This is a genomic window from Vibrio spartinae (assembly GCF_024347135.1).
GTDB lineage: Bacteria > Pseudomonadota > Gammaproteobacteria > Enterobacterales > Vibrionaceae > Vibrio > Vibrio spartinae.
Genome location: NZ_AP024908.1, coordinates 87995 through 112931, shown reverse-complemented (window position 1 = coordinate 112931; position 24937 = coordinate 87995). Strand labels below are relative to the sequence as shown.

General features: G+C 43.2%; 21 protein-coding genes. 13 read left to right on the top strand and 8 right to left on the bottom strand.

What is annotated here, in order from left to right; genetic code table 11:
* Positions 1 to 441, bottom strand: coding sequence for an Lrp/AsnC family transcriptional regulator (locus tag OCU60_RS18275; RefSeq protein WP_074375179.1), 441 nt, complete (start codon positions 439 to 441; stop codon positions 1 to 3).
* A 418-nt stretch (positions 442 to 859) separates the two neighbouring features.
* On the opposite strand from OCU60_RS18275, the gene OCU60_RS18270 reads away from it, so the two are divergent.
* Together OCU60_RS18270 and OCU60_RS18265 are read left to right on the top strand one after the other, a co-directional pair.
* The gene (locus OCU60_RS18270) at positions 860 to 1834 is read left to right on the top strand and encodes a DUF1852 domain-containing protein (RefSeq protein ID WP_074375178.1); all 975 of its coding nucleotides are present in this window, start codon (positions 860 to 862) and stop codon (positions 1832 to 1834) included.
* 31 nt (positions 1835 to 1865) lie between these two features.
* Positions 1866 to 2906 (top strand): methionine synthase, encoded by a 1041-nt coding sequence (locus tag OCU60_RS18265; RefSeq protein ID WP_074375177.1) that lies wholly within the window; start codon positions 1866 to 1868, stop codon positions 2904 to 2906.
* A gap of 194 nt (positions 2907 to 3100) precedes the next feature.
* On the opposite strand, the gene OCU60_RS18260 is transcribed toward OCU60_RS18265, so the two are convergent.
* A complete protein-coding gene (locus OCU60_RS18260; RefSeq protein WP_074375176.1) occupies positions 3101 to 4861 on the bottom strand; it encodes an SgrR family transcriptional regulator in 1761 nt (586 codons plus the stop codon).
* A gap of 286 nt (positions 4862 to 5147) precedes the next feature.
* Between OCU60_RS18260 and OCU60_RS18255 the strand changes: the two genes are divergently transcribed.
* Positions 5148 to 5342, top strand: coding sequence for a hypothetical protein (locus tag OCU60_RS18255; RefSeq protein ID WP_074375175.1), 195 nt, complete (start codon positions 5148 to 5150; stop codon positions 5340 to 5342).
* A 184-nt stretch (positions 5343 to 5526) separates the two neighbouring features.
* On the opposite strand, the gene OCU60_RS18250 is transcribed toward OCU60_RS18255, so the two are convergent.
* On the bottom strand, positions 5527 to 7494 hold the full coding sequence (locus OCU60_RS18250; protein WP_074375174.1) for a glycoside hydrolase family 127 protein: 1968 nt from the start codon (positions 7492 to 7494) through the stop codon (positions 5527 to 5529).
* A 12-nt stretch (positions 7495 to 7506) separates the two neighbouring features.
* Complete coding sequence (locus OCU60_RS18245; RefSeq protein ID WP_074375173.1) at positions 7507 to 8922, bottom strand: MFS transporter; 1416 nt, start codon at positions 8920 to 8922, stop codon at positions 7507 to 7509.
* 184 nt (positions 8923 to 9106) lie between these two features.
* Here OCU60_RS18245 and OCU60_RS18240 point away from each other — a divergent pair, with 184 nt between their 5' ends.
* Together OCU60_RS18240 and OCU60_RS18235 are read left to right on the top strand one after the other, a co-directional pair.
* Complete coding sequence (locus tag OCU60_RS18240; RefSeq protein ID WP_074375172.1) at positions 9107 to 9919, top strand: helix-turn-helix transcriptional regulator; 813 nt, start codon at positions 9107 to 9109, stop codon at positions 9917 to 9919.
* A gap of 347 nt (positions 9920 to 10266) precedes the next feature.
* On the top strand, positions 10267 to 10986 hold the full coding sequence (locus tag OCU60_RS18235) for a tRNA-dependent cyclodipeptide synthase (protein WP_074375171.1): 720 nt from the start codon (positions 10267 to 10269) through the stop codon (positions 10984 to 10986).
* Positions 10987 to 11270: 284 nt separating this feature from the next.
* On the opposite strand, the gene OCU60_RS18230 is transcribed toward OCU60_RS18235, so the two are convergent.
* Positions 11271 to 11891 carry a class I SAM-dependent DNA methyltransferase gene (locus OCU60_RS18230; protein ID WP_074375170.1) on the bottom strand — a complete coding sequence of 207 codons (621 nt, stop codon included), beginning with the start codon at positions 11889 to 11891 and terminating at the stop codon, positions 11271 to 11273.
* 347 nt (positions 11892 to 12238) lie between these two features.
* Here OCU60_RS18230 and OCU60_RS18225 point away from each other — a divergent pair, with 347 nt between their 5' ends.
* The 5 genes from OCU60_RS18225 to OCU60_RS18205 all read left to right on the top strand — a co-directional run bounded on the left by OCU60_RS18225 (position 12239) and on the right by OCU60_RS18205 (position 16524).
* Complete coding sequence (locus OCU60_RS18225; protein WP_074375169.1) at positions 12239 to 13516, top strand: Nramp family divalent metal transporter; 1278 nt, start codon at positions 12239 to 12241, stop codon at positions 13514 to 13516.
* Between the two features lie 4 nt (positions 13517 to 13520).
* Entirely contained in the window at positions 13521 to 13937 is a 417-nt protein-coding gene (gene mntR, locus OCU60_RS18220) for a manganese-binding transcriptional regulator MntR (protein ID WP_083602788.1), read from the top strand.
* A gap of 471 nt (positions 13938 to 14408) precedes the next feature.
* Positions 14409 to 14783, top strand: a complete 375-nt coding sequence (locus tag OCU60_RS18215) for a helix-turn-helix domain-containing protein (protein ID WP_074375167.1) — start codon at positions 14409 to 14411, stop codon at positions 14781 to 14783.
* Between the two features lie 49 nt (positions 14784 to 14832).
* Positions 14833 to 15771, top strand: coding sequence for an STM4504/CBY_0614 family protein (locus OCU60_RS18210; protein ID WP_074375166.1), 939 nt, complete (start codon positions 14833 to 14835; stop codon positions 15769 to 15771).
* Positions 15772 to 16326: 555 nt separating this feature from the next.
* Complete coding sequence (locus OCU60_RS18205) at positions 16327 to 16524, top strand: hypothetical protein (protein ID WP_021021299.1); 198 nt, start codon at positions 16327 to 16329, stop codon at positions 16522 to 16524.
* A 197-nt stretch (positions 16525 to 16721) separates the two neighbouring features.
* Here the strand turns inward: OCU60_RS18205 and OCU60_RS18200 are convergent, their stop codons facing one another.
* A complete protein-coding gene (locus OCU60_RS18200) occupies positions 16722 to 16934 on the bottom strand; it encodes a hypothetical protein (RefSeq protein ID WP_074375165.1) in 213 nt (70 codons plus the stop codon).
* Between the two features lie 3 nt (positions 16935 to 16937).
* Positions 16938 to 19811 (bottom strand): RHS repeat domain-containing protein, encoded by a 2874-nt coding sequence (locus tag OCU60_RS18195; protein ID WP_261854755.1) that lies wholly within the window; start codon positions 19809 to 19811, stop codon positions 16938 to 16940.
* Positions 19812 to 20141: 330 nt separating this feature from the next.
* On the opposite strand from OCU60_RS18195, the gene OCU60_RS18190 reads away from it, so the two are divergent.
* From OCU60_RS18190 to OCU60_RS18180, 3 genes are all read left to right on the top strand, one after another.
* Complete coding sequence (locus tag OCU60_RS18190) at positions 20142 to 21881, top strand: DUF262 domain-containing protein (RefSeq protein ID WP_074375045.1); 1740 nt, start codon at positions 20142 to 20144, stop codon at positions 21879 to 21881.
* A 347-nt stretch (positions 21882 to 22228) separates the two neighbouring features.
* Positions 22229 to 23077 (top strand): AAA family ATPase, encoded by an 849-nt coding sequence (locus OCU60_RS18185; protein WP_083602776.1) that lies wholly within the window; start codon positions 22229 to 22231, stop codon positions 23075 to 23077.
* Positions 22978 to 24186, top strand: a complete 1209-nt coding sequence (locus tag OCU60_RS18180; RefSeq protein WP_261854726.1) for an IS256 family transposase — start codon at positions 22978 to 22980, stop codon at positions 24184 to 24186. Before OCU60_RS18185 ends, OCU60_RS18180 begins: the two co-directional genes overlap by 100 nt.
* On the opposite strand, the gene OCU60_RS18175 is transcribed toward OCU60_RS18180, so the two are convergent.
* Positions 24164 to 24928, bottom strand: a complete 765-nt coding sequence (locus OCU60_RS18175) for a hypothetical protein (protein ID WP_205410547.1) — start codon at positions 24926 to 24928, stop codon at positions 24164 to 24166. The two genes, OCU60_RS18180 and OCU60_RS18175, sit on opposite strands and share 23 nt — an antisense overlap.
* Between the last annotated feature and the right edge of the window lie 9 nt (positions 24929 to 24937).

Here is a 24937-nt window from a genome sequence, read left to right as displayed (position 1 = left end):
TCACCGTTCATCTTTCGGTGAATCCATCACCACCATGGTGGTAATCGTATTAACTTGAGCGCATTCACCCAATACTTCGGAATGAAACCGCTTATAAGCCAGCAAATCTTTCGTCTCAACACGAAGTAAGTACTCATTATCACCGGTAATGTTATGACACTCTGTCACCTCAGGTGCAAACTGTACATGTGCTTCAAATGCCAGTTGAGCGTTTTTACTGTGATTAGACAACCCAATGGAAACATAAGCAACAAAGCCAATCTCTAGCTTATGTTTATCAATAACCGCTCGGTAACCTTTAATCGTTCCGTTACGTTCCAGCTCCTGAACTCTTCGTAACGTCGCCGAAGGCGATAACCCAACCCGCTCAGCAAGTTCAACATTCGAGATTCGTCCAAAACGAGCCAACTCTTGTAATATTTTTTCGTCAAATCGATCCATTTTCAACTCATGGTGTTTAAGAGCAGTGCTCTGGCTATAGTAACGGTGGCGGTTGTAATGTAAACCCGTTTCCTCATCGCTATTCTCTTAAAAAGACGGCCTCTTAAAAGGACAGTCCCTTAAAAGAATAGTCACTTTTATCAACTCGTGACTGTCCTCTCAAGATCATAAGCCTCTTCATCATGAATTTTTCTCATAATTGCAGTGAAGTAAAATGAATTTTAATCAACTCAAAAACCCCGTATAAAAATAGACAGCACTTCACGTTAGATAAGCGACAGTCGTGTTGAATCAAACGCTGCTGAGAAAATAGCAAAAGGCTGTGAAGTAACGATTGGGAAACTAAAAACATAACGCTCCCCATCACAAGAGTAAGAAATCAGTTCAGCTTTTTAAGGAAAAAAAGGATAACACTGCCATGAACGACAATTTCACATTTGCGATTAAGAGCATTTGTTTTGATGAACATTATCAACCATCAGACAATACACGTCTCACGACTAACTTCGCCAATTTGGCCCGGGGGGACCGTCGGCAAGAGAATCTGCGCAATACACTCAGCATGATTAATAATCGTTTTAACTCGTTAGCGCATTGGGATAACCCGAAAGGTGACCGCTACTCTGTCGAGCTTGAGATCGTCTCCGTTGATATGGATATCCAAGGCAATGGTGAAACCTTTCCATCCATTGAAATGCTGAAAACCAACATTGTTGATCATCAAACCAACAACCGCTTTGACGGTATCCTCGGGAATAACTTCTCTTCTTATGTACGAGACTACGATTTTAGCGTTCTTTTGTCCGATCATAACAAGAATCGCCCCCAATTCAGTATTCCCGAGGGCTTTGGCGATCTGCATGGCCAGCTGTTTCAGTCTTTCGTCAATTCAGACGAATACAAACAGTATTTCCACAAGCTGCCCGTGATCTGTTTGAGCGTCTCGGATAATAAAATCTATCATCGCACAGGCAATCATCATCCTGTCTTAGGTTTTGAATATCAGCCGAATGAGTCATCTTTGACGGAGCAATACTTCAAAAAGATGGGGTTACAAGTTCGCTATTTCATGCCGACGAATAGCGCGGCTCCATTGGCATTCTATTTCTTTGGTGACCTATTCAATGATTACTCTAATCTTGAGCTCATCAGCACGATCAGCACCATGGAAACATTCCAAAAAATTTACCGACCTGAAATCTACAATGCGAATGCGGTAGCGGGCATGTCTTACCAACCGAATCTGAAGAATCGCGATCATTCATCCACTCAAATTGTTTATGACCGTGAAGAACGCAGCCAGCTCGCGATTGAGCAAGGGAAATTTGCTGAAGAGCATTTCATCAAACCCTATCAGGCGATACTTGAACAATGGATAGCAGATTGCGCTTAATCAATCACGAGAACGAACGGCAGAATTGACTATGAAAAAATTATTACCGACTTCAACGGCCGGCAGCTTACCGAAGCCTTCTTGGCTGGCTCAACCTGAGACACTTTGGTCACCTTGGAAACTGCAAGATGAAGAACTGATTCACGGCAAACAAGATGCGCTCCGTTTGTCCTTACACGAACAGCAACTTGCAGGGGTTGATATTGTCAGCGACGGAGAACAAACGCGCCAACACTTTGTGACTACTTTCATTGAGCACCTTGATGGGGTTGATTTCAACCATCGTAAGACGGTTAAAATTCGTAATCGCTATGAAGCCAACGTCCCGACAGTTGTCGGTCCGGTGAGCCGGCCACAATCAGTCTTTGTCGAAGATGCTAAGTTTTTACGTCAGCAAACGAATCAGCCGATCAAATGGGCTTTACCCGGCCCGATGACCATGATCGATACACTGTATGATGACCATTATAAAAGCCGCGAAAAACTGGCTTGGGAATTCGCCAAAATACTCAATCAAGAAGCGAAGGAATTAGAAGCTGCGGGTGTCGATATTATCCAATTTGATGAGCCGGCCTTTAATGTGTTTTTTGATGACGTCAACGATTGGGGGATTGCTTGTTTAGAAAAAGCAATTGCAGGGCTCAAGTGTGAGACGGCGGTGCATATTTGCTATGGTTACGGCATCAAAGCCAATACCGATTGGAAAAAGACATTAGGCTCTGAGTGGCGCCAGTACGAAGAAATATTCCCCAAGCTACAGCAATCGAATATCGATATTATCTCACTTGAGTGTCACAACTCTCATGTGCCGATTGAGCTGCTTGAACTGATTCGGGGTAAGAAAGTGATGGTCGGCGCGATTGATGTCGCAACCAACACCATTGAAACGCCTGAAGAGGTCGCGAATACACTGCGGGAAGCGCTGCAATATGTCGATGCAGACAAGCTCTACCCTTGCACTAACTGTGGTATGGCCCCTTTACCTCGTGACGTATCCACAGCGAAGCTGAATGCCCTCAGCGCAGGTGCAGCCATTGTTCGAAAGGAACTCGCGGCAAAGGACCGTCATTAACCCACCGAGACCTCGAAAAGCATGAGGTTCATATCGTCTACACCACCCAACATCCCAACAATCAACAACAATCAACAACAATCAACAACAAGCGGTTGCACTCATGTAACCGCGACTACATCGCTCATTTGCACGACATCATAACGATATTGAGGTGGCTGTCCCCGTTAGATGAGTGATCATAACAAATCACGCTATTCATCAGCCCAAACATCCCGTATTTCAGGCCACCCCCACACATTGATATCAACATCTTTAAGCACACCTTCAAATCGTAATGTCTGTAGGTGGTGAAGCATTGGGATTAGATAATGTGATGTAATCATGGCCGATGAGATTGGCTCTAGCTCCTGCATGTATGAGGAAGCCGGTAGACGACTTCTGACATCATACAACATGTTATCCAGCCACTCCCGGTTTGATTTACTCATACTTTGCTGTAAGACCGGATCTGATAGCATCCAGCAAAATGCTGATACAGGGAGGTTGTCGTCGAGGCTGAGACTGGTAAGAATGATATCTTCGTTGAGTGCCTGACTGTTTGCTTTAGCGTAGAACGCATCAAATGAGTAAATATTTACGATGCAATGTATCCCAACCTGACTGAATAAAGCGGTAATCGCTTCTGCGCATTCCTTTAAGGCATGATGTTCGAATATTGCAATCGTCAGAGTATCTGGCAAGGGTTGTGGTGGTATGGCGGTAGGTATTATCTTTAGCCATCCGGGAAACAGGTTGTATGCAGGGACGCCCTTCACTCTACTTTTTAAGCCGCCAATCTGTTTGAGAACCTTATCCGTATGAATCAGCTCACTCAGGTAGGCACGTTGCGAGAGAGAAAACCGAGTTTTATTGTTGATGATAGCGAGCAGGCACCCCTCTTCAATGCCATTTTTTTGGTCTTTGTCGGAAGATTCACTCGTTGATTGGGGATTGAAACCATCAACAAAAAGGGAGTCTATGTATAAAGAATTGAACTGATTCGTGGTACCGACTTGCGGTGAGATCTCATCGTCCACATGGCTACTTTGTGCCGGGAGTTGCCAAATAGTAACGGTATCAGTGAGCGCACGCAGACCATGATACTCTCGATAGGCTTGGAGAGTGATGCGTTGTTTGCTGTGCTCCACAACCTGAAAGATGCCGCTCCCAATGACGGAATGAGTGCCCAAGAGTTGGCTTGACGGTTGAATTGAATATTTTAGGCCCGATAGCAGTCCTGCAAAATCGGCATCAGGTTTCGAAAGCGTAAACGCAATGCAAAGTTCATTCACCTCAGAAACGCTTTCAACATGGGCCAGTTCTTTCGTATACAACGGGAAGTCCCGTAGTTGCCTGAATAGCGTAACAACCTCATTCGCGGTGATATCACTGCCATCATGAAATCTAAGCAGAGGACGGAGAAAAAACTTCCAATTTAATTTGCTCTCATCACTTGTCCAATGATGGGCGAGCTCAGGCTGTATATCACCGCTCTCAGTGCAATGCGTAAGGCAGCTATAAACCTGACGTAACAGAAAACGTTCACTGTTCCTCAATGCTGTATGAGGCAGGAGCGGTAAAAATATGCGGTCATAGGTAAGCTGAACATGTAACCTGCCTTGGCGTATTTGAGTGCCAGAGGTGCATCGAAGCAGTTGAGCAAATAACATTTGGTCATGGTCAATCAAATCCAATGCTTTTTCGTATTTGCCAATCGAAATGAGCGTCTGAGCGAGCATCGCTTTCAGTTCTGTAAGGCTGTAAATCAGGTAAAGGCGAGAGCGCTGGTTACGCCCCACTTTTGGCTCCCATTCAATCCAGCCACTATCACGCATCTGCTTGAGCAATGTCCGGCAATGCCGCGGGCTTGTGAACAAGTGCTCCGCGACCTCAGGAAGCGTGGTAAAAATAGCGGTATTCACACCGAGCCTGGCTAAACGGGAAAAGTACAAGATTTGTCGACTGATATTCAAAATAGGAACCTTTCCCCTTCATTTTTTCATATTTTTTTTACCAAAATAGACATGAGGCAGATTTTTACTCGATATCTTGCTCATATCAGGAACAAGATCATTATATTCCGTCTGTTTTTATCTTCCCCTTTTTGTATCACACTTTACCTCGTTAGATAGAGAAATGACGAAGCAGGACCATGAACAAGGCAAATCGGTTTGTAGGCTTGCCTGGTTAGAGATGCATTGACCTTAAATGTCGCAGCAAAACCTGTCAGTCGACCATCATAGGTAGGAGGTACAGTATATGATTTCATTGAAAAGCTTACCGCGGGCGCTAAAATCTGACTCACTCGCACAGTATTATCAACGGCGTCTTGAGCAAACCAGCCAAGCGCTCGAGCAAGAGGCAATTCAAAATATGTTGTCTCTGCTTTCCCTGAATGACTCGGATGGAGAAGAGAAAGATGAGAAAGATGAAAAAGATGAGAAACAAAAGTGAGACTTGATCACATTGTCATTGGGTGTAAAAACCGAACTGAAGGGACTGTCTTGTTAACTGATGTCTTGTTAACTGATGTCCTGTTAACTGAAGTGGCGGTCCCGTTAACGAAAGCTGGTTGAAGGCGGATGGAGAGTATTCAACCAGCTTTTTCTTAACGGATTAACGGATGATGTATCGAGGATTATTCTTTCTCAGTGATCCACACCCGCATCTCTCCTTCACCACGGTTTGCCCAAGTAAAGTAAGGAATGAGCGTCAATGGCTGTGAAACCCATTGTGGTTTAGATGAGTGATAACGATAAAGTGATGTTTCACTGTCTTGAGGACCAAGGATTTTCACCGCTTGTGTTTTAAGTAGCGTTTTACCTTCAAACAGCCCTTCTCCCTGTACGACCGTAAACGCTGCGTCACTGTCGAGACGCAGGTTATACAGTTCACTTCCATTGTCTGCTTCTTCAATACAGTAAACCAGCGGGCCACGTTGAACCGAAATTTTACCGGCACTGTGACGCAGTTTTTCATTTCCTCTGAGGATCAACGTTTCCATGGGTAAGGTTAAGGTAATGGTATCTCCGCTTTGCCAAACTTGATTGATCAAGGCGTAGCCGTTCTCCACTGCGTTCTCAAGTGAATATTGATTGCCATTTACCGTCATACTTGGCTGGCTGCACCAGTCTGGAATCCTTAACCCTAATGAGATCGCCTGATTAGGCGACTCGTCAATACAGAGTGTGATGGTCTCCTTCCATGGATAGTCGCCACTTTGGGTAATCGTTAAGTTGCCATATTCAGTCGCAAGCGTGGATGTAGAACCTATGTATAAATTAGTTAACACCGTGTCTTGTTTAACGGTATACAAGTAGTTCCCCAATGACCCGATAATTCGCGCAATGTTGGGCGGGCAACAAGCGCAACCGAACCAACGTTGACGGACCGGTTTCACATGATCATAAATATGATTATGTGGGATACTGCTTGGATGAACCTCCAGCGGATTAACATAGAAGAAATGTTTTCCATCCATCGCCATACCGGCCAGAACGGTATTGTAGAGCGCTCGCTCCATAACATCCGAATAATGACTATTGGTATCGAGCTGTAGCATCCGGTTCGCAAACATCATTAATCCAATCGACGCGCAGGTTTCTGTATAAGCGGTATCATTGGGCAAGTCATATTCGCAACTGAATGATTCGCCTTCACTCTGTGAACCAATACCACCGGTTACATACATCTGTTTGTTGACCATGTCTTGCCACAGTGTCTTGCATATGGCGACTTTGTCTTGATCGCCACTTAAGCGAGCGAGATGAGCGACTCCCGTAAGTAGATAAACGAACCTGACTGCGTGACCAACCGCGACTTGTTGCTCAGTGAGTGGTAAGTGCGCTTGACTATAGGCCTTGTCTTTCACCATCCATGCGGGCCCGTGGATATGCCAATACGAGGTTTGGCCGCGACGTTGATATTCCTCATCGTAGTAATATGGGCTTTGGCCGCGTTGCTCAACAAAGAAATTACAGAGGTCTAAATAACGGGGTTGTTCAGTCACTTCGTATAAACGCATCAGTGCAAGCTCAACTTCAGGATGTCCCGGGTAGCCAAGCAGTTGATCAGGTTTATGGCCGAAAACCTGATCAATATGGTCGGCAAATCGACACGCGATATTGAGTAAGGCATCTTTACCCGTCGTTTGGTAATAGGCAACTGCCGCTTCAATGAGGTGCCCGGCACAGTATAGCTCGTGGCATTCACACAAATTATGCCACTTTGCATCCGGCGCTTTGACAGAGAAATAAGTATTGATGTAGCCATTGTCACATTGCACTTTGCCAATGAGTTGAATGACATCATCTGCTAGGTTTTCTAGAGACGGGTCAGGCTTGTTTGCCAAAGAGTAAGCGACCGCTTCTAGCCATTTAGTGACATCACTGTCCTGAAATACCATGCCATAAAACTCGCCATCGAGTTCACCAGCTGCAATCTTAAAGTTTTCGATGGCGTGGCTTGGCTCGGTATCAGGCAGATTATCGTTCAGTGCATCCCATTGATAAGGGATCACCACGTCATTAATCAATGTCTGATAGTTCTTCCAAAATTTGTCGGTAATGTTAACGCGTGTGTATTGTGATTCATTGTTGTGAGTCATGGGTGTTCTCTCTTACGCCATCTGTTTCTTTAGATCAGTGCTAATGCGCGCCATTAGCCGGTTGTCTAGCTTGGTTTTGGCAATCATGTACGCTAACGCAAAGTGAATGACTGCAGGAATAATACTTTCTAAGGATATAATGCCCGATACGGAGGCCTCGGTTTGGTTTTCTATTCCCGGCTGATAGGCAACCCAGACCAGAATCGCGCTGATAATAATGGCACTCGATGCCCACGCCAGTTTTATACAGAATAAATTGAAGGCGAAATTCAACCCAGAAGAACGAACCCCGGTTTTCCACTGACCATAATCGTCAGCAAATGCCATTAATGAGAAGTGTAAAGGCAGCGTAAAACCGAGCAGTACGCTGTAGCACAAAATGATGCCCAACCATATGCTCTGGGTTGTATCATTCGCAGGGACGAAAAACATGGCCAAAGAATAAATACCAAGGAGTACATTGGTGTATAAATACAGATTTTTAGGATCAATGTACTTCGTTAGGTAATTCACCAATATCGGTCCAATAATTAAACCCGCAGTGACCATGGCAAAAAATAGCGATGTATAGCTGGAAGTGCCGCCCATGACGTAGTTGATAAAGTACATGTACGCGCCACCACGCGTGTTAAAAATAGTGATGAGCAAAAATGACATGATGAGCATCAGCATGAGTTGATCGTTTTGCTTGATACTTTTTAAATGCTCTTTGAAAGGGACGTTTCCCAGAGATTCAATGGGTGTTCGCTCTCTAACGGTCGCAAAACACCACAAGAACATCACAATTGCGATTACGCATAAAATGCTAACGCCATATTGGTAGCCCTGAGCTTGTTGGTTTGAATCAAACTGACCGACAAACCATGGCAGACCAACCGAGACGAGTAAACCTGTTGCGCCAGTGAGAACGAACCTCCAGCTCTGACATGAAATGACTTCTTTGTGATCGGTGGTCATCGTATTGATGAGTGCGCAATAGGGAACGTTAATTGCGGTATAACAAACAGATAACAGCATATAGGTGACGAAAGCATACATCACCTTCAGGTTGTAGCTAATTTCGGGTGTTGTAAAGGTAAGAATTCCGACTATACCAATGGGGAATGCTATCCATAGCTGCCAAGGTCTAAAGCGCCCGTACTTACTACGTGTTTTATCGGCCACAATCCCCATCAAAGGATCGGTGACTGCGTCAAAAATACGTAGCGTCATAAAAAGGATGCCCACGATAGCGGGAGTCAGTCCAAAAATGTCGGTGTAGAAGAAGGTTAAAAAGTTTCCGATTAAGCATGTAATAATCATGCCTCCGGCATCACCTAGGCCATATCCGAACTTTTCATTGATCGTTATTTTTTCTGTTTGAGGCGTGTTGACCATATCGTTGTTCAGCACTTGGGTACTTGTCTCGTTCATGGTTGTTTCATCCATATTGAATTCATTATTGTCATTATTTTTATGCATCCATCGTAACGAGAGCGGAGGACCAACAATAGGTGATAATTTTGTATAAAAAGAGGATAAATCCGACTTTGTGAGAGGAAGTGTGATAATGATCTTTTTGCTATGTTCAAGCCTCAAATAAGATGTATCCAGGTAACGAAGGGGCTCAGAGATGGCAAATATATATCACGATGTTCCGGTAGAAATAGAGAATGGCGGATTGTTCATTTCTAATGGAAATGGCAGGCATCCCAGAAGAATTATTGACTCTTTTGAACTCATTTTTGTGCAACGTGGGACGTTATCGATTCAAGAAAATGATCACCAGTACAAGCTTGTTGCTGGTCAATGTCTACTGCTTTATCCGCACTGTGAACATATGGGGATTGAGGATTATCCAGATGATTTAAAATTTTACTGGGTTCACTTTCGTCTGTCGCGCCATAGTAAAGATTCGGCCTCTCAGCATTTCATTCACTTGCCGAAATTGGGGCGTGTTGACGACGAATCAAAAGTGATTTCGTTGTTTAATTTATTATTAAACGAACAAGAATTGGTAGACGACAGACTGTCATTAAATCTGCTGCTGATGATGATCATTGGTAAAGTAAGCAATAAGAATGCAAATGAATCTGAGCCCAAGCCAGTCAATTTAGCGTACAACGCACGTTCCATTATCAAACAGTTCTATCGAGAACCGATTACTCCATCATGGGTGGCTCAGCGCTTGCGATGTAATGTGGATTATTTAGGCCGGGTCTATAAACAGGCTTTTGGAGCCACGTTGACAGAAGCCATCCAGACACAAAAGATTCATGCTGCAAAACAAGCTTTAACGGATGCGACACACCCTATCCAATTTATCGCTCGCGGCGTTGGCTACCAAGATGTTGGCTACTTTAGACGCATTTTTCTTAAGTATGTTGGCATGACCCCTTCGAATTTCCGAAAATTACATACGATTCGGTCGGTGAACTCTGAGTAGTTTGGGCAACATCGTCATCAGTTAAGCTAAAGACAACGCTATCCGCCTGAAAGCACACATTATATATCCCGCCTTATCTGTGGGTTATCGCTCGGATTCACACAGAAAGCAGATTCCGCCCTTGGTTAGAGATTCTTCAGCAATATGACGACCAGTAGTCAGTTCAAGAATGAATCGATATTCCGGTTGAAAAAATATTTGTGGGGGACACACGCTTTTGCCCGTAGTGATATTGAGGTGCCTGTCCCCGCTAGTTCAGAAAATCAAAAATAAAATTATCTCTTACCGATTAATGAGATACGGTATATTGTGTATCTCATCAATTTTACTTTTTTATAAGGAATTTCATGACTTATCAGCATCAATATAAGGGAGAAATACAGCAAGTCTCACCAAAAATCAGAAGAGACCATCTAAAGAGTAAACCCAAATGTTTTGTCGGTATCAGTTTGAGCAACCCTAGTTTTCTGGGCGCTAAATTCGAAGGCCTGATTAACTTCATCGCAAATCGACATCATGAGTGTACATTTTTGCTTGGCGATTATATTCACAGACTGACCCTGCAAATCAGCGAAGGTTTAGCAGAAGACGAAGCAAAAAAAACAGCGCTACAAATGGGGGAAGAATATATAGAACGACACAGGAACCTGTTAGAGAAAAACCATCCGCAACTTTCCCTCAATTTTATAAAAGGTTCTCATATCTGCCATAACGAACGGGTACAGTCTTATTTAGATCATTTGCGCCGAGAGTATCACGATAATTCAGAATTTAAATTGGCAGTGAACCGTTTTTCCGGAAAATTCATCGCCCGGGCAATGAGCGAAAATGAGCTGACAGAAAGAGCCATATCACTTTCATCACAATATGTTCTTGAAGAATTAGCCGAGACATGTTTTATGATTCATGCAGGTCATGAAGTACTTATTTATCCCGGATCGCTTGCTATCTTTGAGCAAATAGCGGACGGACATTTTCCTCACCTGCCTGAAGAATTCAATGCTCTCATTAATGTCAGTGTCCGGCTCAAGAAACGGAAACAGCTATGTCAGTTGCCTCTCAGCTAATAACCTGTATTTCCTCCGGTACTCGCAGCGTTTCTACCAAGTTCAGAACCATCGCTCCTGATATATTGCCAGAATGCTCATTTTATTGAGCATTCTGCACCGCCTCAGCCAATATACAGGGGACATCCAATAGCTGACATATTAAATAGCTTCAGAACTCAAATTCGAGCCGTCAATCCCCGCTTTACCCAAAAACGCAGCAGCTTAGACACCATGCTGAAGGCATTGGAAAAAGAATTCAGGATGGCACCGATGACGCTTAAGCAATTCGTATGTGGTTTTATTTATCCCGATTTTTTGGCGACCAGCAAAAACAATGGATACGAGACTTCAACACCAACTTCATTTTCTTTCCAAATTTCATAGAATGGCGCCACTCGCTCGACGTGAAAACCAGAATCCTCGGCAATTCCCTTTAACGCCGAAACATCAAACCCATTGTGCCCACTAAATTCAGGATGGTTTTTATGAAACGACCCATTTTCTTTATAAAGATCCGCAATGATCAACGTTCCTCTGAGGTCTAACGTATTGTATGCCTGCGAGAAAAAACTTTGAACATCGGGAATATGATGCAGCGTCATTAAAGTAACAATGGCTGAATGCTTTGAATTTAGCTCCGATAAACATTCGATGTGGTGGGTATGAATGTTGTCTAAGTTAGCTGTAGAAATTTTGGTTTTAGCGACCTCTAACATTTTTTCTGATGAATCGGCCAAATGTACAGTCGCAAACGTATTTCGAAGCTGGACACCAAGTAAACCGGTGCCACTGCCAAAATCAACAATACTATTATAAGATTCGAAATCAATTTCCTTAACCTTCGCTGCCGTTGCTCCTGCACGTTCAATTTTCATAGGATTGTCGTCCCATGCACTTGCAACCGAATCGAAATAATTACTCATAGAATTCTTCCCTTGTCCCGATGCTGAGAAAACCACATAACCGTGATTAGAATGTATCCTGTCGTATAACTTCCCTACATCATTTTGTATAACATAACATTTTTAGTTAAATATTCTGCATAAAATAAATCTGACATCAAAGTGAAGCATATCAGACCATTACCCCATTGTGCGACAAGCGGCTTATCCGTCACTTTCATTTAACAATGAAGCGGTTAACTTAGATGTAAGCCCGCCATAGTTGATAACACTTATCATTTCAATAGGTTTAAACGATTAGATTTTAAACACCAATTTAACCGAATATAAGATCATTAACCAAGGTTAACTTATATGAGGTAAGTTAAATGTTGCAGGCAATTTCGAATAATACTGTCCAGTCTCAGGCAACCAATATACTGCGAGGAAAAGCGAAAGGTTTTAGCTGGATGGTTATGTTCGGTCCTGCTTTGATCGCTGCCGTTGCATATGTTGATCCTGGTAATTTTGCAACGAATATTGAGGCCGGTGCAAGGTATGGTTATGCACTGCTATGGGTTGTGCTGGCCGCGAATCTGATGGCAATGTTGATTCAGGGTATGTCTGCCAGATTAGGCGTGGCAACCGGAAAGAATTTAGCGGAAATAATACGAGATCGTTACCCGAAACCTGTCGTCTGGTTTTACTGGATACAGGCGGAGGTTGTTGCGATTGCCACCGATTTAGCCGAGTTTCTGGGGGCTGCTCTGGCATTTAAACTGCTGTTTGATATTCCGATGATCTATGGTGCACTTTTGACAGGTGTTATCACATATTTAGCACTGCTGACGCAACGGCTTGGATTCCGTTTAATGGAAATTGTTATCGGCGCAATGATTCTGGCGATTGCGAGTGGGTTTGCGATGGAACTTCTGTTAAGCCGGCCTGATATGGTCAGTTTAACCAAAGGGATGTTTATTCCCGATTTCCCGGATAGTTACGCGGTTTATCTGGCCTCGGGTATTCTGGGCGCAACCATCATGCCTCATGTGATTTATCTGCACTCCGCGTTAGCAACAGACCGGATCAAAGCATCAAATAATCAGGAGAAAAAAACCATTGCCAGATTTTATCGTATGGATGTGATTGTGGGGATGGCATTAGCCGGGATTGTCAACATGGCATTACTCGCATTAGCAGCCTCGGCATTCTACGCTAACGGTTACCACGATGTGGCGACAATATCGGAAAGCTATCAGCTACTTGCGCCATTAATGGGCAGTAAAATGTCCAGTATCATATTTGGTGTCGGGCTGTTACTGGCGGGATTATCTTCATCGATTGTGGGTACGATGTCCGGACAAATATTAATGCAGGGGTTTGTCCGCTTTACCATTCCGATTGGTATCCGTCGTCTGATTACGATGATTCCGGCTCTGGCTGTCATTATGCTGGGCGTTGATGAGCAAAAAGCATTGGTCGCAAGTCAGGTCGTACTGAGTTTTGGGATCCCGTTTGCTCTTATTCCGTTAGTTATTTTCACTGCACGTCGTACCATCATGGGTGATATGGCAAACAGTAAATCGGTAACCTGGATAGGTAGCCTCATTTGTAGCTTGATCATCGGATTAAATATCTATGTCATTTATTACACGATCGTATCTTAACGTTATGCCTAAAGTTAAACAGAGCAGTGATTTCAGTAAAGTCAAAGAAGACCATCAGGCTGAATTGGTTGAAGATTATGTAGAAGAAATTGCGGATTTGTTCGCATCCCGGGGAGAAGTCCGCAGTGCTGATTTGGCGAAACGGTTTGGTGTCAGTCCGGCGGCGGTGTCTAAGTTTATTTCTCGTTTGAGAAGCGCCGGTCTGGTTGAATCTAAGCCATACCGTGGCGTGTTTTTAACACAGGAAGGAAAACAGTTAGCAGAAAAGGTGACCAGAAGACATCACATTGTTTATGAAACGCTGATCAAAATGGGCGTCCCGGAGTCCAGCGCAAAAGCAGATGCGGAAGGCATTGAGCATCATTGCAGCGAAGATACCGTGAAAGCGATGCAGCGCTATCTGATGGCTTCAAAGGGATAAACCAGATGTGATGAACAGTGTTGATGTTTGCCATGATTGCTTTACTTCGATCTGCACCATTCATACCGGACAAAACAATGAAGCGACGTTGCCATACCTAAAGTCATTTGTGGATGGCAAATTTAGTAAAACCCCTGACACGTTTTTGCCCCAGAACAATTCAGAGTAAATATTCATTCATATCTTGTTAATGTGAATTTGCATTACAACAAGTTATGCGAATACCACTAATCTAAAAATTATGTACCTCTTAGCAACCTAACTTCCTTGCATAGTTAGTTAAAGTGTTTCATTAGTTTTCCTTAAGAATTTTTCAATTTATTCAAATGTTTATATCGATTTCGGTTGGTATCCATTTAATTAGAACACACAACAATTGTTAAACTAAGTTAAATTTTATATTGACGATTGTTAGTCATTTAGTTTAAGTTTTCTTTATTGAATTTAAACATGACATCCTGCGGAGCTATTATGACGGGACAAGAATTAAAGAATAAGCTGAAAGCTACAAAAGTAAGCCAAGTTGACTTTGCATCACTTTGTGGAGTATCAGATGTTCAGGTATCTAAATGGGTTAATGGGCACTCAGATGTTCCAGTTTATGCGCAAACAATCATTGAGATGCGCATAAAAGCGAAAGAAAACAATGCGATTGAAAAGCTAACCGCCCTTGCAAATATCGTTGCGGATGGCCACTACACAATTTGTAAGTTCACAACCAACTATCGTGTTGGTCTTGGTACACCTGCTGACCGTGAATTTATCGATAAGATGGCTGAGGGTTCTTCGGTTGAAGAAGCGATATCAAATCTATTGGCAAAAGTACAAAAAGCAACATTTAGTTAATAAGCGTTATGCGATTTCACATGGTGCAGAGTAATAGAAGGAAAAACGAATGGGTATATTTGATCTATTCTCAAAACGACAAAAAAGATTAAGAGGCGATGTGCCAGATGTATATACATATAACACATTGCCTAACCCGCTAAGAGTACAGATCATTCATATTTGGAGCGATACACTCGGGCAAGAAGATCAATACTGGCATTATGATGATGTCAAGCAAGCTTACAAGTTTGTGGTCAAAACTTTGTGTCGAGAATATGGTTTGTTTAAACTCCCACATACTGAACAGTATGGAGACCGCCACTACATTGAGGAGCTTGCTAATTACTTTTTGCGTGAAGATAATGTTGAAAAGCAACTAGATATAGTTGAGCTTACTTTCAAAGTTATAAATAACTTTACTCGTGAACACAGATACTTATGTCGTCACAATGCCAACGATATTGCCGATCAAGCGATAGACGAGTTAAACAAGCGATTTAAAGAACATGGGATAGGTTTTCAATTTACTGGAAATGAAATTATTAGGGTTGATTCAGAGTTACTTCATTCAGAAGCTGTTAAACCAGCTTTAAAGCTTCTGAATCAAAAGCATTATGAGGGCGCTCAAGAAGAGTTTTTGGTTGCATATGAACACTATCGTCATGGTAGATACAAAGAATCATTGAACGACTGTTTAAAGTCATTTGAAAGTACAATGAAATCAATTTGTGATAAGCAGGGATGGAAGTACCAACCAAATGTAACGTCTAAAGGTTTAATTCAAATATGCTTTGACAACGGGCTAATACCAGCTTTTTGGCAGCAGCAAATGACCTCATTAAGAAGCTTGCTTGAAAGCAGCATCCCAACAGGTAGGAATAAACTTAGTGGCCACGGTCAAGGCTCAGAGTCTGTTGAAATTCCTGAATACTTAGTTGCATATATGCTACATATGACTGCTTCAACGTTAGTCTTTCTTACTACAGCAGAGTCAAAAATCGCATAACTGTCCAAGAGGGATTCGCAACGCTTGGCATTTTTCATTCAATCGCTGGGCTTTGTGTTTACGGTGGTATGGCTTAGATTTTGATCTGCTCCAGCAATACTGGACAACGCACTAAGCGATTTTTCAATACGAAAAGTTATCCGTGTGAAGCTAAATTAGTACATGACCAAACACGGAATTGTCCAATTCCTTTTTAAAACTGTACTCAAATTCGCTGAAACGCTCATCGGCTGATTATTTTGAGAACCCACACCCAAAATCTCATACTTTTTTAATACTTTTATTTTCCCAAAAACAGATAACCTACGCTCTGCACTGGCAAAATCCGGTGTCGGGCGTAGGAACCCGCAAATAACCTCTAGCATTATAGGTTGCTAACTTTACGTTGGTTTTTTACTATATGCGGCTTCAGCACATCTGAATTATGGTGAGCTGGGCAAGGCGGCTTCGGCTAGTCGTACCTAGAGGGCGGCATTCCTACTCTTGTTCCAGTTCACCACCCGAGCGTAGGAACTCCCGTGGTGAAATTATCTCTACATCCTCTAGGAGTCTACTATGTACGAAACCATCCCTTACGATCACCAATTCGCCCAAAAAGCCCGCGAATACCTACGTCAGCTAGAAGAAATATTTGAAGCCGAACAGCGGCACAACAGTCAAGAACTGCGCAATGTGCTGCTGTATCTGAATAATCTGATTACCACCCATTACGTGCGCTATCATGAAGAGCCGGATGAATCAGATTTGGTGTGATGATTGATTGGTTGATTTAGTTTTCGAGCCGCGGTCGCGGCTCGTTTTGAATTATCTGAAATATAAGGTGTAACTCGTCGGCTACATCCCAAATATCAGTTCATATGAATGAAAACAGCTCGGACTATTTTTAGCCCGGCTGTTTTTTTGAGGGGGGTTAAATGTGTGAACTGGATTAGAGTATTTTTGTTGGATTATCAACCAAAATGAAAGAATATTTCTTTGATCAATCGACCATCAAGCTCATTATCGACTTTCACTGAATCTTTTCTCATTTCATGCAATATATATTTTGCAATAGGATTTTTACTATTTTTAACTTCATCGATAAGATGACTTTTTCTCTTTTCATCAGAATAGTACTTATCCAGAAGATATATTAAATTTTTATCCAATTCTTGTTTATCCATAAATTATTCTTCTATAATTTTCACTGCTCTAAACTTGATCATAGGCTTATTTGACATATCAAATGGAATTAATTGTCTCTCCCCACCTTTACCATATTCAGGGTAATATCTCGTAAAAGGCTCAGGAATATTGCCATGATCTCCAGCCTCCATTGGAACCCTTACTTGAGGTTTTCCTTTAAGATCATATAGCTGTAATGTATCAAACTCACCTTTTAACCTAGCATCACTCCATGAATTTAAAGGATCGTTTTTGTCATAGTATATCTGAAATGCTTCTCTTGCTTGTTTTCCACTATTAAAGTCAGTAAACCCAAAGTAGCTTAATGGCGCTTCCATTGATTTCATTGTTTGATCTGCAAAAGATGAATCCATATACCGGAACCCAGTTGATGGCAACGTAGAAGACGGCCCCGATGGTCCTACATAAAAATCTGGTTTAGACGTTAAAGCCCCATCTACACCACTCTTCGCTAACTGTTTCTCACAAGCACAGAGTGCTCTGCGCATCATCAACCCCAGCGGATCCACCCATCCCGTCGGATTCACCACATACTGGTAATTGTTTAAACCACCCGCGAGGCCGATTGGATCCGGGGTGATAAACCGACCGGAGTCAGGGCTATAGTAACGATGACGGTTGTAATGTAAACCCGTTTCTTCATCGTAATACTGCCCCTGAAAACGCAGCGGGCTGACGATTTCGGCCTTGCGCTGGTAAGCCACATTGCCGTAACTGTGGTAATCCACCGACCAGGCAACACGGCCTTCTACATCGGTGATTTCCAGCGGGGTGCCGATTTGGTCAAGGTGGTAGAAGTACGGTGTTGCATTCTCCGCCCCTTCACCGGTGACCAGTGCCAGCGGTTTAAAGCTGCCGTATTCGTACAGATAGGTCTGATAATGACGCTCACCCGATTCGGCCAGCAGCTTGTCGCCCTGCCATAAAAACTCAGTGGTGGTCTGGTGACCGGTTTTGTCAGTGACCGTTTTATGGGTCCTTCTGCCAAAGGCATCGTATTGGTATTCCGCAAGGGTGCCGTCGGGCTTTTCAACGTGAGTCAGGCGGTGCTGGCCGTCGTATTGATAGCGGGTGACCAGCGACTGATTGGTGCCCCGCGCTTCCTGTATCAGATTACCAAACTCATCATACTGATAGTGTCGGTCCCCCTGAAACAGCAGCCGGTTCCCTTCAACATTACTCTGTCGGCTCTGTATCAGGTTGCCTGCCGGGTCGTGGGCAAAGTTCTCACTCAGGCTGCCGCGCACCTGCGTCAGGCGGTCTAACGGGTCATAGTGATATTGTGTCAACCCTCGCAGGTTATCTTCCACCTGCGTTAAGTTCCCCGAGCGGTTGTACTGATAACGGCGGAACAACGTTTGTTGCTGCGCCTGACTGACCCGATGCTCGGTCAGGCGACCGGTTTCATCATACTGAAAATGACTGCTCAGCGCCCCCTGCGTCCGGCGGGTTTCCAGACCACTGACCTGATAGTGGTGTTGTGTCAGGCAGTGACCGTTCAGATTAACCTGATGCAGCCGCCCATGTTGGAAGTCATAGTCAAGCTGCTGCCCGTCCGGCAGTAACTGAGCCGTGATGTGGCCCAGCGCATCATAACGATAACCGGAGGTTGCCCAGCCCTGATGCTCGGTGGTCAACCGGCCCAGCACATCATAGGCATACACCAGCGGCCAGCGGCCGTCATCCACACCAGTCAGATTGCCGAGTAAGTCATAGCTGTACTGAACTGTCGATTCATCCGGCAGGGTTTTCTCAATCAGCTTGCCCTGTGCGTCATACGCGTAACGGGTCGTCAGCTCGGTGCCTTCACTGCCGATTTCGGTTTTTGCCGTCAGTTGGGTGTGCGCGTCATATTCATAGACAAACTGACGCCCGTCAAACGTCACTTCCCGCTGCACATGGCCGGTCGGCAGGTAGTCTATCTGATAGTGCTCACCGCGCTCATTGATAATGGCACTGACAAAGTGGAACGGGTTGTCATAACGATACTGGAGCGTACTGCCGTCCGGGTTGGTCTTCTGCGTCACCAGATGCAGCGGGAACTCATAATCGTAGGTGGTGGCTCTGCCCTGCTCATCGGTGAACTTGGTGACCTTGTTATAGGCGTTGTATTCATAAAAGCGGGTCTGACCGCCCGGCAACACCTGTTTGGTCAACCGCCCGCTGCGGTCATACGACAGCTCGGTGACGCCCTGACTGTCATGACGCAGCCGCAACCGCCCCAGAATATCGTAGCGGTAACGAATCACTTCCCCCTGCGGGGTGGTCTCATCGACCAGATGACCGTTGCGATTCCATGTCAGTTGGTGAATGCCACCGTCCGGATAGGTGATTTTCTCAATCAGGCCGTGGTCGTTGTAATCATAAGTGGTGGTATGGCCCAGCGGGTCGCTCTGCTCGGTGATATGACCCCAGCGGTCATGCCGGTAACGCCACACCGCTTTGTCCTGCTGCACCTGAGCCAGTAAACCGTTTTTATAGCTGAAATGGGTGGTTAAACCATTGGGCTCGACTTTAGCAATCAGCTCACCGGCATCGTTGTACACCGATTCGGTGACATTGCCGAGCGCATCAGTCTCTTGGGTCAACCGCCCTTTGTCATCGTAGGCCTTGAGGTATTCCCCGCCGCTGCCGTCCACTTCTTTAATCAGCCGCGCGTTGTCATCATGCTGGTAAACTTGCTGCGAGCCGTCGCTGTTGGTCAGCGTCACCGTCCCGGCATCTTCATCCCAGTCATAGCGGGTATCGACCTGCGTCAGGTTACTGTACTGGCGCACCGCCCGAACATCCTTCCCTTCGCCCTGCCATTCCCAGCGGAACACCGCACCACCGGCCAGCTCGCGCGACTGAATCACATGTTGGGCATCGTAGGTGTATTGTTTGAGAGAGGGTTTTGATGATTAAAAAGGTGGTAACTTGTTTAAGCCCCAAAATCAGCTAGCACCAGCCTCTTGACTTCTTTCACTTGTCAGTACTTGACCTACATTTACTAATAGCAGATTATGGGCATAGTTGAATACTTACGGCTATGCAGACATGTTCTGCAATTTGTGAGTGCAAGGAAGAATAAGACACATAGAACAGTATGTTGCTAGCGTTGTGTCTTTATTTTCTAAAAATATAAAAAAGACAATATATGCTGAAAAGACACTGTTATGCGACAAAAATCAAAAGGGAGATTATGAATGGCGTTTGTAGAGCCAATAACGATTAAAGAAGCAATAGAGAGCATTCATAAAAAGGATTATCTCCTTCCCGCTATTCAAAGGGAATTTGTCTGGGATACATACCAGATTGAGCGTCTTTTTGATTCTCTAATGAGAGACTACCCAATAAGTTCATTCTTGTTTTGGGAGGTTGAAAAGAAAAATATAAAAAACTATCAGTTTTATGAGTTTGTTCGTGAATATCACGAAAGAGATAATAGTCATAACCCAAAAGCAAATATTGATGGTGAAGGTGGAATTACAGCTATTCTCGATGGACAGCAGCGGCTTACCTCATTGTACATCGGACTAAAGGGGACATATGCTTACAAATTGCCTCGCAAACGATGGGACAATGACTCTGCATTCCCCAAAAGAAAGCTGTGCTTAAATTTAGTTTCTCCATCAAAGGATAGTGATCTACAGTATGATTTTCGGTTTTTAACTAAAAAAGAGTACAAGCAAACTGATGAAAATCATGTTTGGTTTGTCGTAGGAGATATTCTTAACTTAACAGAAGCAGTGGATGTTAATGATTACCTACTAGAAAATGATATTTCAGAACTGGGTAAAGAAAAATTTAGGTATGCAAACAAAACGCTTTTCAAACTGTATGAAATCATACAGAAAAATAAATCAATAAATTTTTTCCTGGAGAAAGGAGAGAGCCTAGATAAGGTTTTGAATATTTTTATTCGCGTCAATAGTGGTGGTACACAACTAAGCTATTCAGATCTGCTACTTTCTATCGCAACCGCACAATGGAAAGAAAAAGATGCAAGAGAAGAAATAACATCTTTTGTTGATGAAATTAATTCAGTTGGTGATGGGTTTAATATTAATAAAGACTTTGTTTTAAAGAACTGCTTGATTCTATCAGGCTTCAAAGATATAGCCTTCAATGTCGATAACTTCAATCAAGAAAACATGCGCACCATTGAAAAACAATGGGATGATATTACAAAAGCAATTAAATCTTCCGTAATTCTTCTATCTTGCCTTGGGTACCACAGAGACACATTGACATCGAATAATGCACTTATTCCAATAGCTACATATCTTTACAAAATAGGTAGTCCAGATAATTTTTCAGAATCTTCAAAATATGAGACTGATAGAGTAAAAATATTTAAGTGGCTCGTGATGGTTCTTTTGAAAAGAACATTTAGTGGTCAACCAGATAACGTGCTAAGACCAGTCCGTGAAGTAATAAATAAATCAGAAAATGGTTTCCCCTTTGATGAAATAATATCTAAACTGAAGGGGAGTACGAAAGCAATATCATTTGATGATGATGAAATAGAAAATCTCCTTTATTACCAATATGCTCAGGCTTATACATATTCAGTATTGGCGTTCCTCTACCCATCGCTTGATTTTAGAAATAAGTTCCATCAGGACCATATATTCCCTAAGAAGCTTTTTACGGCAAAGCGGTTAAAAAAACGTGGTATAAAAGAAGAAGATATTGAGTTTTATCTTGATAATTATAACTATTTGGCAAATATTCAGTTGCTTGAGGGCGTGCCCAATCAAGAAAAATCAGGAAAAGATTTTGAAGTTTGGATCAAAGAAAAGTATCCAAATAAGGATGAAAGAAAAGCTTACATGGAGAGGAATTACATACCTGATATTGATCTATCACTTGAAAACTTCAAAGAGTTTATTGAGCAAAGAGAGAAGCTAATTGTTTCTGCATTTAAGAAGTTACTTTTGTGAAAATAGTATAATAATCACTGCACTCGGACAGTAAAAAGCGCCGCTTGGTTCCTCGTTCTGCTTTTTGCTGTCAGTGATGTATGGCGTAATATTTCTTTCGGTTCCAGATGTAATAGTGAGGAATAACATGAATGATTATTACCAAAACAACGTTTCGGTTGCTAGTTCGGTAGTGGTATAGTGAATTTGGCCATTTTCGTTTCAGCCAGAATTGGCTGAAACATTTCTGCCCCATTTTAAGCTGTTGCTGTGTAGACTCTCATTTCTTTACACAGTGATTTGACCTACTTTTTCTTATGCTACAAAGTGATTATTGGCGTGGTGGCGATTCAGTAGGTGAAAATCTAATGACACATATAGTAAAAGTAAAACTTAAGAACTTTAAAAAATTCAAAGAGTATGAAATCCCGCTAGATCCAAGCAGAAGTATCTTGATTGGTGACAATGAAGCAGGCAAAAGTACAATTTTAACTGCTATTGAACTTGTTCTAAGTGGTAGCAGGAGCAAAGTAGAGAGCTATAGTATCGAGTCATTGCTTAATGCAGACGAAGTATCTTCATTTTTGGGTGGAGATAAAAACATCGAAGACCTTCCTATAATGCATATCGAGCTATTCTTGAATGATACTGGTAATCCAGACTTAAATGGTGCAACTAATAGTGACAACGAAAATGCAGATGGACTTCAGCTAATTTGTGAACCTAATGAAGAGTTAACTTCAGAGATTCAACAAGTACTAGAAGCTGAAGGAGACAATTTTCCTTTTGAATTTTACATTACCAAGTTTACAACCTTTAACGGAGAAGCATATTCGGGTTACAGAAAGTTTCTAAAGTACTTATCTATTGATAGCACTCAAATAAACAGTGAGTATGCGAACAGCCAATACGTTAGAGCTATGTACGAAGCTACAGTTGAGCAACCACAGCGCTATCAACTGAAAAATGAGTACCGACAGCAGAAGAATACTTTCAAGGCTGAACATCTAGAGGATATCAATCGAGAATTAGAGGAGTATGATTTTTCTATTCGTTCGGTAGTGTTCAAATTTCTGTGTCATTTCTTTAAACTGAACCAAAAAGGAAATGACACCTTATGTCTGACGATAAATTCGAAATTGATATTCAAGCTTTTGCCAAAGCATTGCAATCCGGTCAGGGCCTCAACGGCAAAGACGGTTTGCTCACCCCGTTGATTAAGCAAATCACTGAAGCCGCGCTCGGGGCTGAAATCGAACAGCACCTTGAAGCTGAGCCCGACAATCGCAAAAATGGAAAATCCCGCAAAACCGTTAAAACCTCATCCGGGGAATTTGAACTTGAAACGCCCCGTGACCGAAATGGCTCTTTTGACCCGCAAACTGTCAAGAAGCACCAGACCCGACTGACCGATGAGATGGAACGTAATGTCCTCTCCCTGTTTGCCCTTGGCAACAGCTATCAACATATCCGGGAATATCTGCTGGATATGTATGGTATCAGCGTTTCCAATGGCACGATTAACGCCATCACCGACCGTCTTATCCCTGAGCTCAGAGCATGGCAGGAGCGGGATTTAGACCCCGTCTATCCGGTCGTCTGGCTTGATGCCGTTCACTACAAAATCAAGGAAAACGGTCGCTTTGTTTCCAAAGCCATTTACACCATCCTTGCACTCAATATCGAAGGAAAAAAAGAGCTGCTGGGGATTTATCTCTCTGATGCCGAAGGCGCGCATTACTGGCTCAGTGTCCTGACCGACTTACAAAATCGCGGTGTCAAAGATATTTGTATTGCTTGTGTCGATGGCCTCAAAGGGTTCCCTCAGGCGATTGAAACCATTTACCCGCAGACTGAAGTCCAACTCTGTGTTATCCATCAAATCCGTAACTCGATGAAGTATGTCGCCAGCAAAAATCAGAAAGCGTTTATGGCGGATTTAAAATGTGTTTATAAAGCGGCAACCCTTAAAGCTGCCGAACATGAGCTGGATGAGCTGGAAGCCAAATGGGGACCACAATACCCGCTGGTGATTCAGTCATGGCGCAATAAATGGGAGAACTTATCGGTGTATTTCAAATATCCCGAACAGGTCCGCAGAGCCATTTACACCACCAATGCGGTTGAGGCGGTACATCGTCAGTTCCGCAAACTGACCAAAACCAAGGGCGGTTTTGCTAATGAAACCAGCTTGCTCAAGCTGTTGTATGCAGGTATGTTGAAAGCCAGTGAAAAGTGGACGCATCCGGTGCAGAACTGGAACCTGACACTGTCTCAGCTCAGCATCCACTTTGAAGGCAGACTCACTCCATATCTGGATTTATAAAAATGGGCGTGACACAGAATAATGAACAGTCTCCACACAAGAATAATTTCATCTTTTCAATTTGATCGATCATCCTTTGATCCGAAAGATAAAGTTTTTTATCTTCCCATATTTTGTATTGTACAGCGACAATGCTCACCTTATCCTCTTTTGGCGAATGCCTTTCGTATATGATATCGGAGCCTGTAATATGTTCTGGGCTGTCGGGATGTAGCACTCGAACACGGAGAATATTAGAGTTGGGCAATTCAAAATCTCTATAACCTTGGCCGGACTCCAAAGCTTTGACGTCTCTTTGAACATTGTAGGCGTCTCGAAAAATTAGCTGATTCTCTGAATGTGATTTAGGCTCAAGCTCTTTTCTGGCTTTATTTAGCATTCCAAGTCTTCTTTGGAGCTGATCTACTCTCTGATTCTTACCTTTCTCTTGTTTTGCTATTTCTAATAGCCCTTCATGTTCTTCTATATCCTCCATGGCAAGAGCAAGAGGTGTCACCGGTATATTGTCTTTGATAGATTTCAATCTTGCCTTTTGACGATATTCTTTAGTTATATCGCTCTCGCGTTCACTCTTAAGAATACTGACGTCAGGCCCTAGCAATTCAGGATATAGCTCACCGCCCAAATCTAGTGCGGCATCGTAAGTCGATCTTTCCATATCCCCATGCGAAGCGATCTTTGTCATCCCTCGAAAGGCATTAAGCGCGAGCCACTCGGCATCTAGCTTTTGATTTTCATCCATATTTAAGAC

Bases quoted from the DNA above. Each gene is read 5' to 3' on its own strand.
- OCU60_RS18275 (WP_074375179.1), bottom strand. From the start codon at position 441: ATGGATCGATTTGACGAAAAAATATTACAAGAGTTGGCTCGTTTTGGA.
- OCU60_RS18270 (WP_074375178.1), top strand. From the start codon at position 860: ATGAACGACAATTTCACATTTGCGATTAAGAGCATTTGTTTTGATGAA.
- OCU60_RS18265 (WP_074375177.1), top strand. From the start codon at position 1,866: ATGAAAAAATTATTACCGACTTCAACGGCCGGCAGCTTACCGAAGCCT.
- OCU60_RS18255 (WP_074375175.1), top strand. From the start codon at position 5,148: ATGATTTCATTGAAAAGCTTACCGCGGGCGCTAAAATCTGACTCACTC.
- OCU60_RS18250 (WP_074375174.1), bottom strand. From the start codon at position 7,494: ATGACTCACAACAATGAATCACAATACACACGCGTTAACATTACCGAC.
- OCU60_RS18245 (WP_074375173.1), bottom strand. From the start codon at position 8,922: ATGGATGAAACAACCATGAACGAGACAAGTACCCAAGTGCTGAACAAC.
- OCU60_RS18240 (WP_074375172.1), top strand. From the start codon at position 9,107: ATGGCAAATATATATCACGATGTTCCGGTAGAAATAGAGAATGGCGGA.
- OCU60_RS18235 (WP_074375171.1), top strand. From the start codon at position 10,267: ATGACTTATCAGCATCAATATAAGGGAGAAATACAGCAAGTCTCACCA.
- OCU60_RS18230 (WP_074375170.1), bottom strand. From the start codon at position 11,891: ATGAGTAATTATTTCGATTCGGTTGCAAGTGCATGGGACGACAATCCT.
- OCU60_RS18225 (WP_074375169.1), top strand. From the start codon at position 12,239: ATGTTGCAGGCAATTTCGAATAATACTGTCCAGTCTCAGGCAACCAAT.
- mntR (WP_083602788.1), top strand. From the start codon at position 13,521: ATGCCTAAAGTTAAACAGAGCAGTGATTTCAGTAAAGTCAAAGAAGAC.
- OCU60_RS18215 (WP_074375167.1), top strand. From the start codon at position 14,409: ATGACGGGACAAGAATTAAAGAATAAGCTGAAAGCTACAAAAGTAAGC.
- OCU60_RS18210 (WP_074375166.1), top strand. From the start codon at position 14,833: ATGGGTATATTTGATCTATTCTCAAAACGACAAAAAAGATTAAGAGGC.
- OCU60_RS18205 (WP_021021299.1), top strand. From the start codon at position 16,327: ATGTACGAAACCATCCCTTACGATCACCAATTCGCCCAAAAAGCCCGC.
- OCU60_RS18200 (WP_074375165.1), bottom strand. From the start codon at position 16,934: ATGGATAAACAAGAATTGGATAAAAATTTAATATATCTTCTGGATAAG.
- OCU60_RS18190 (WP_074375045.1), top strand. From the start codon at position 20,142: ATGGCGTTTGTAGAGCCAATAACGATTAAAGAAGCAATAGAGAGCATT.
- OCU60_RS18185 (WP_083602776.1), top strand. From the start codon at position 22,229: ATGACACATATAGTAAAAGTAAAACTTAAGAACTTTAAAAAATTCAAA.
- OCU60_RS18180 (WP_261854726.1), top strand. From the start codon at position 22,978: ATGTCTGACGATAAATTCGAAATTGATATTCAAGCTTTTGCCAAAGCA.
- OCU60_RS18175 (WP_205410547.1), bottom strand. From the start codon at position 24,928: ATGGATGAAAATCAAAAGCTAGATGCCGAGTGGCTCGCGCTTAATGCC.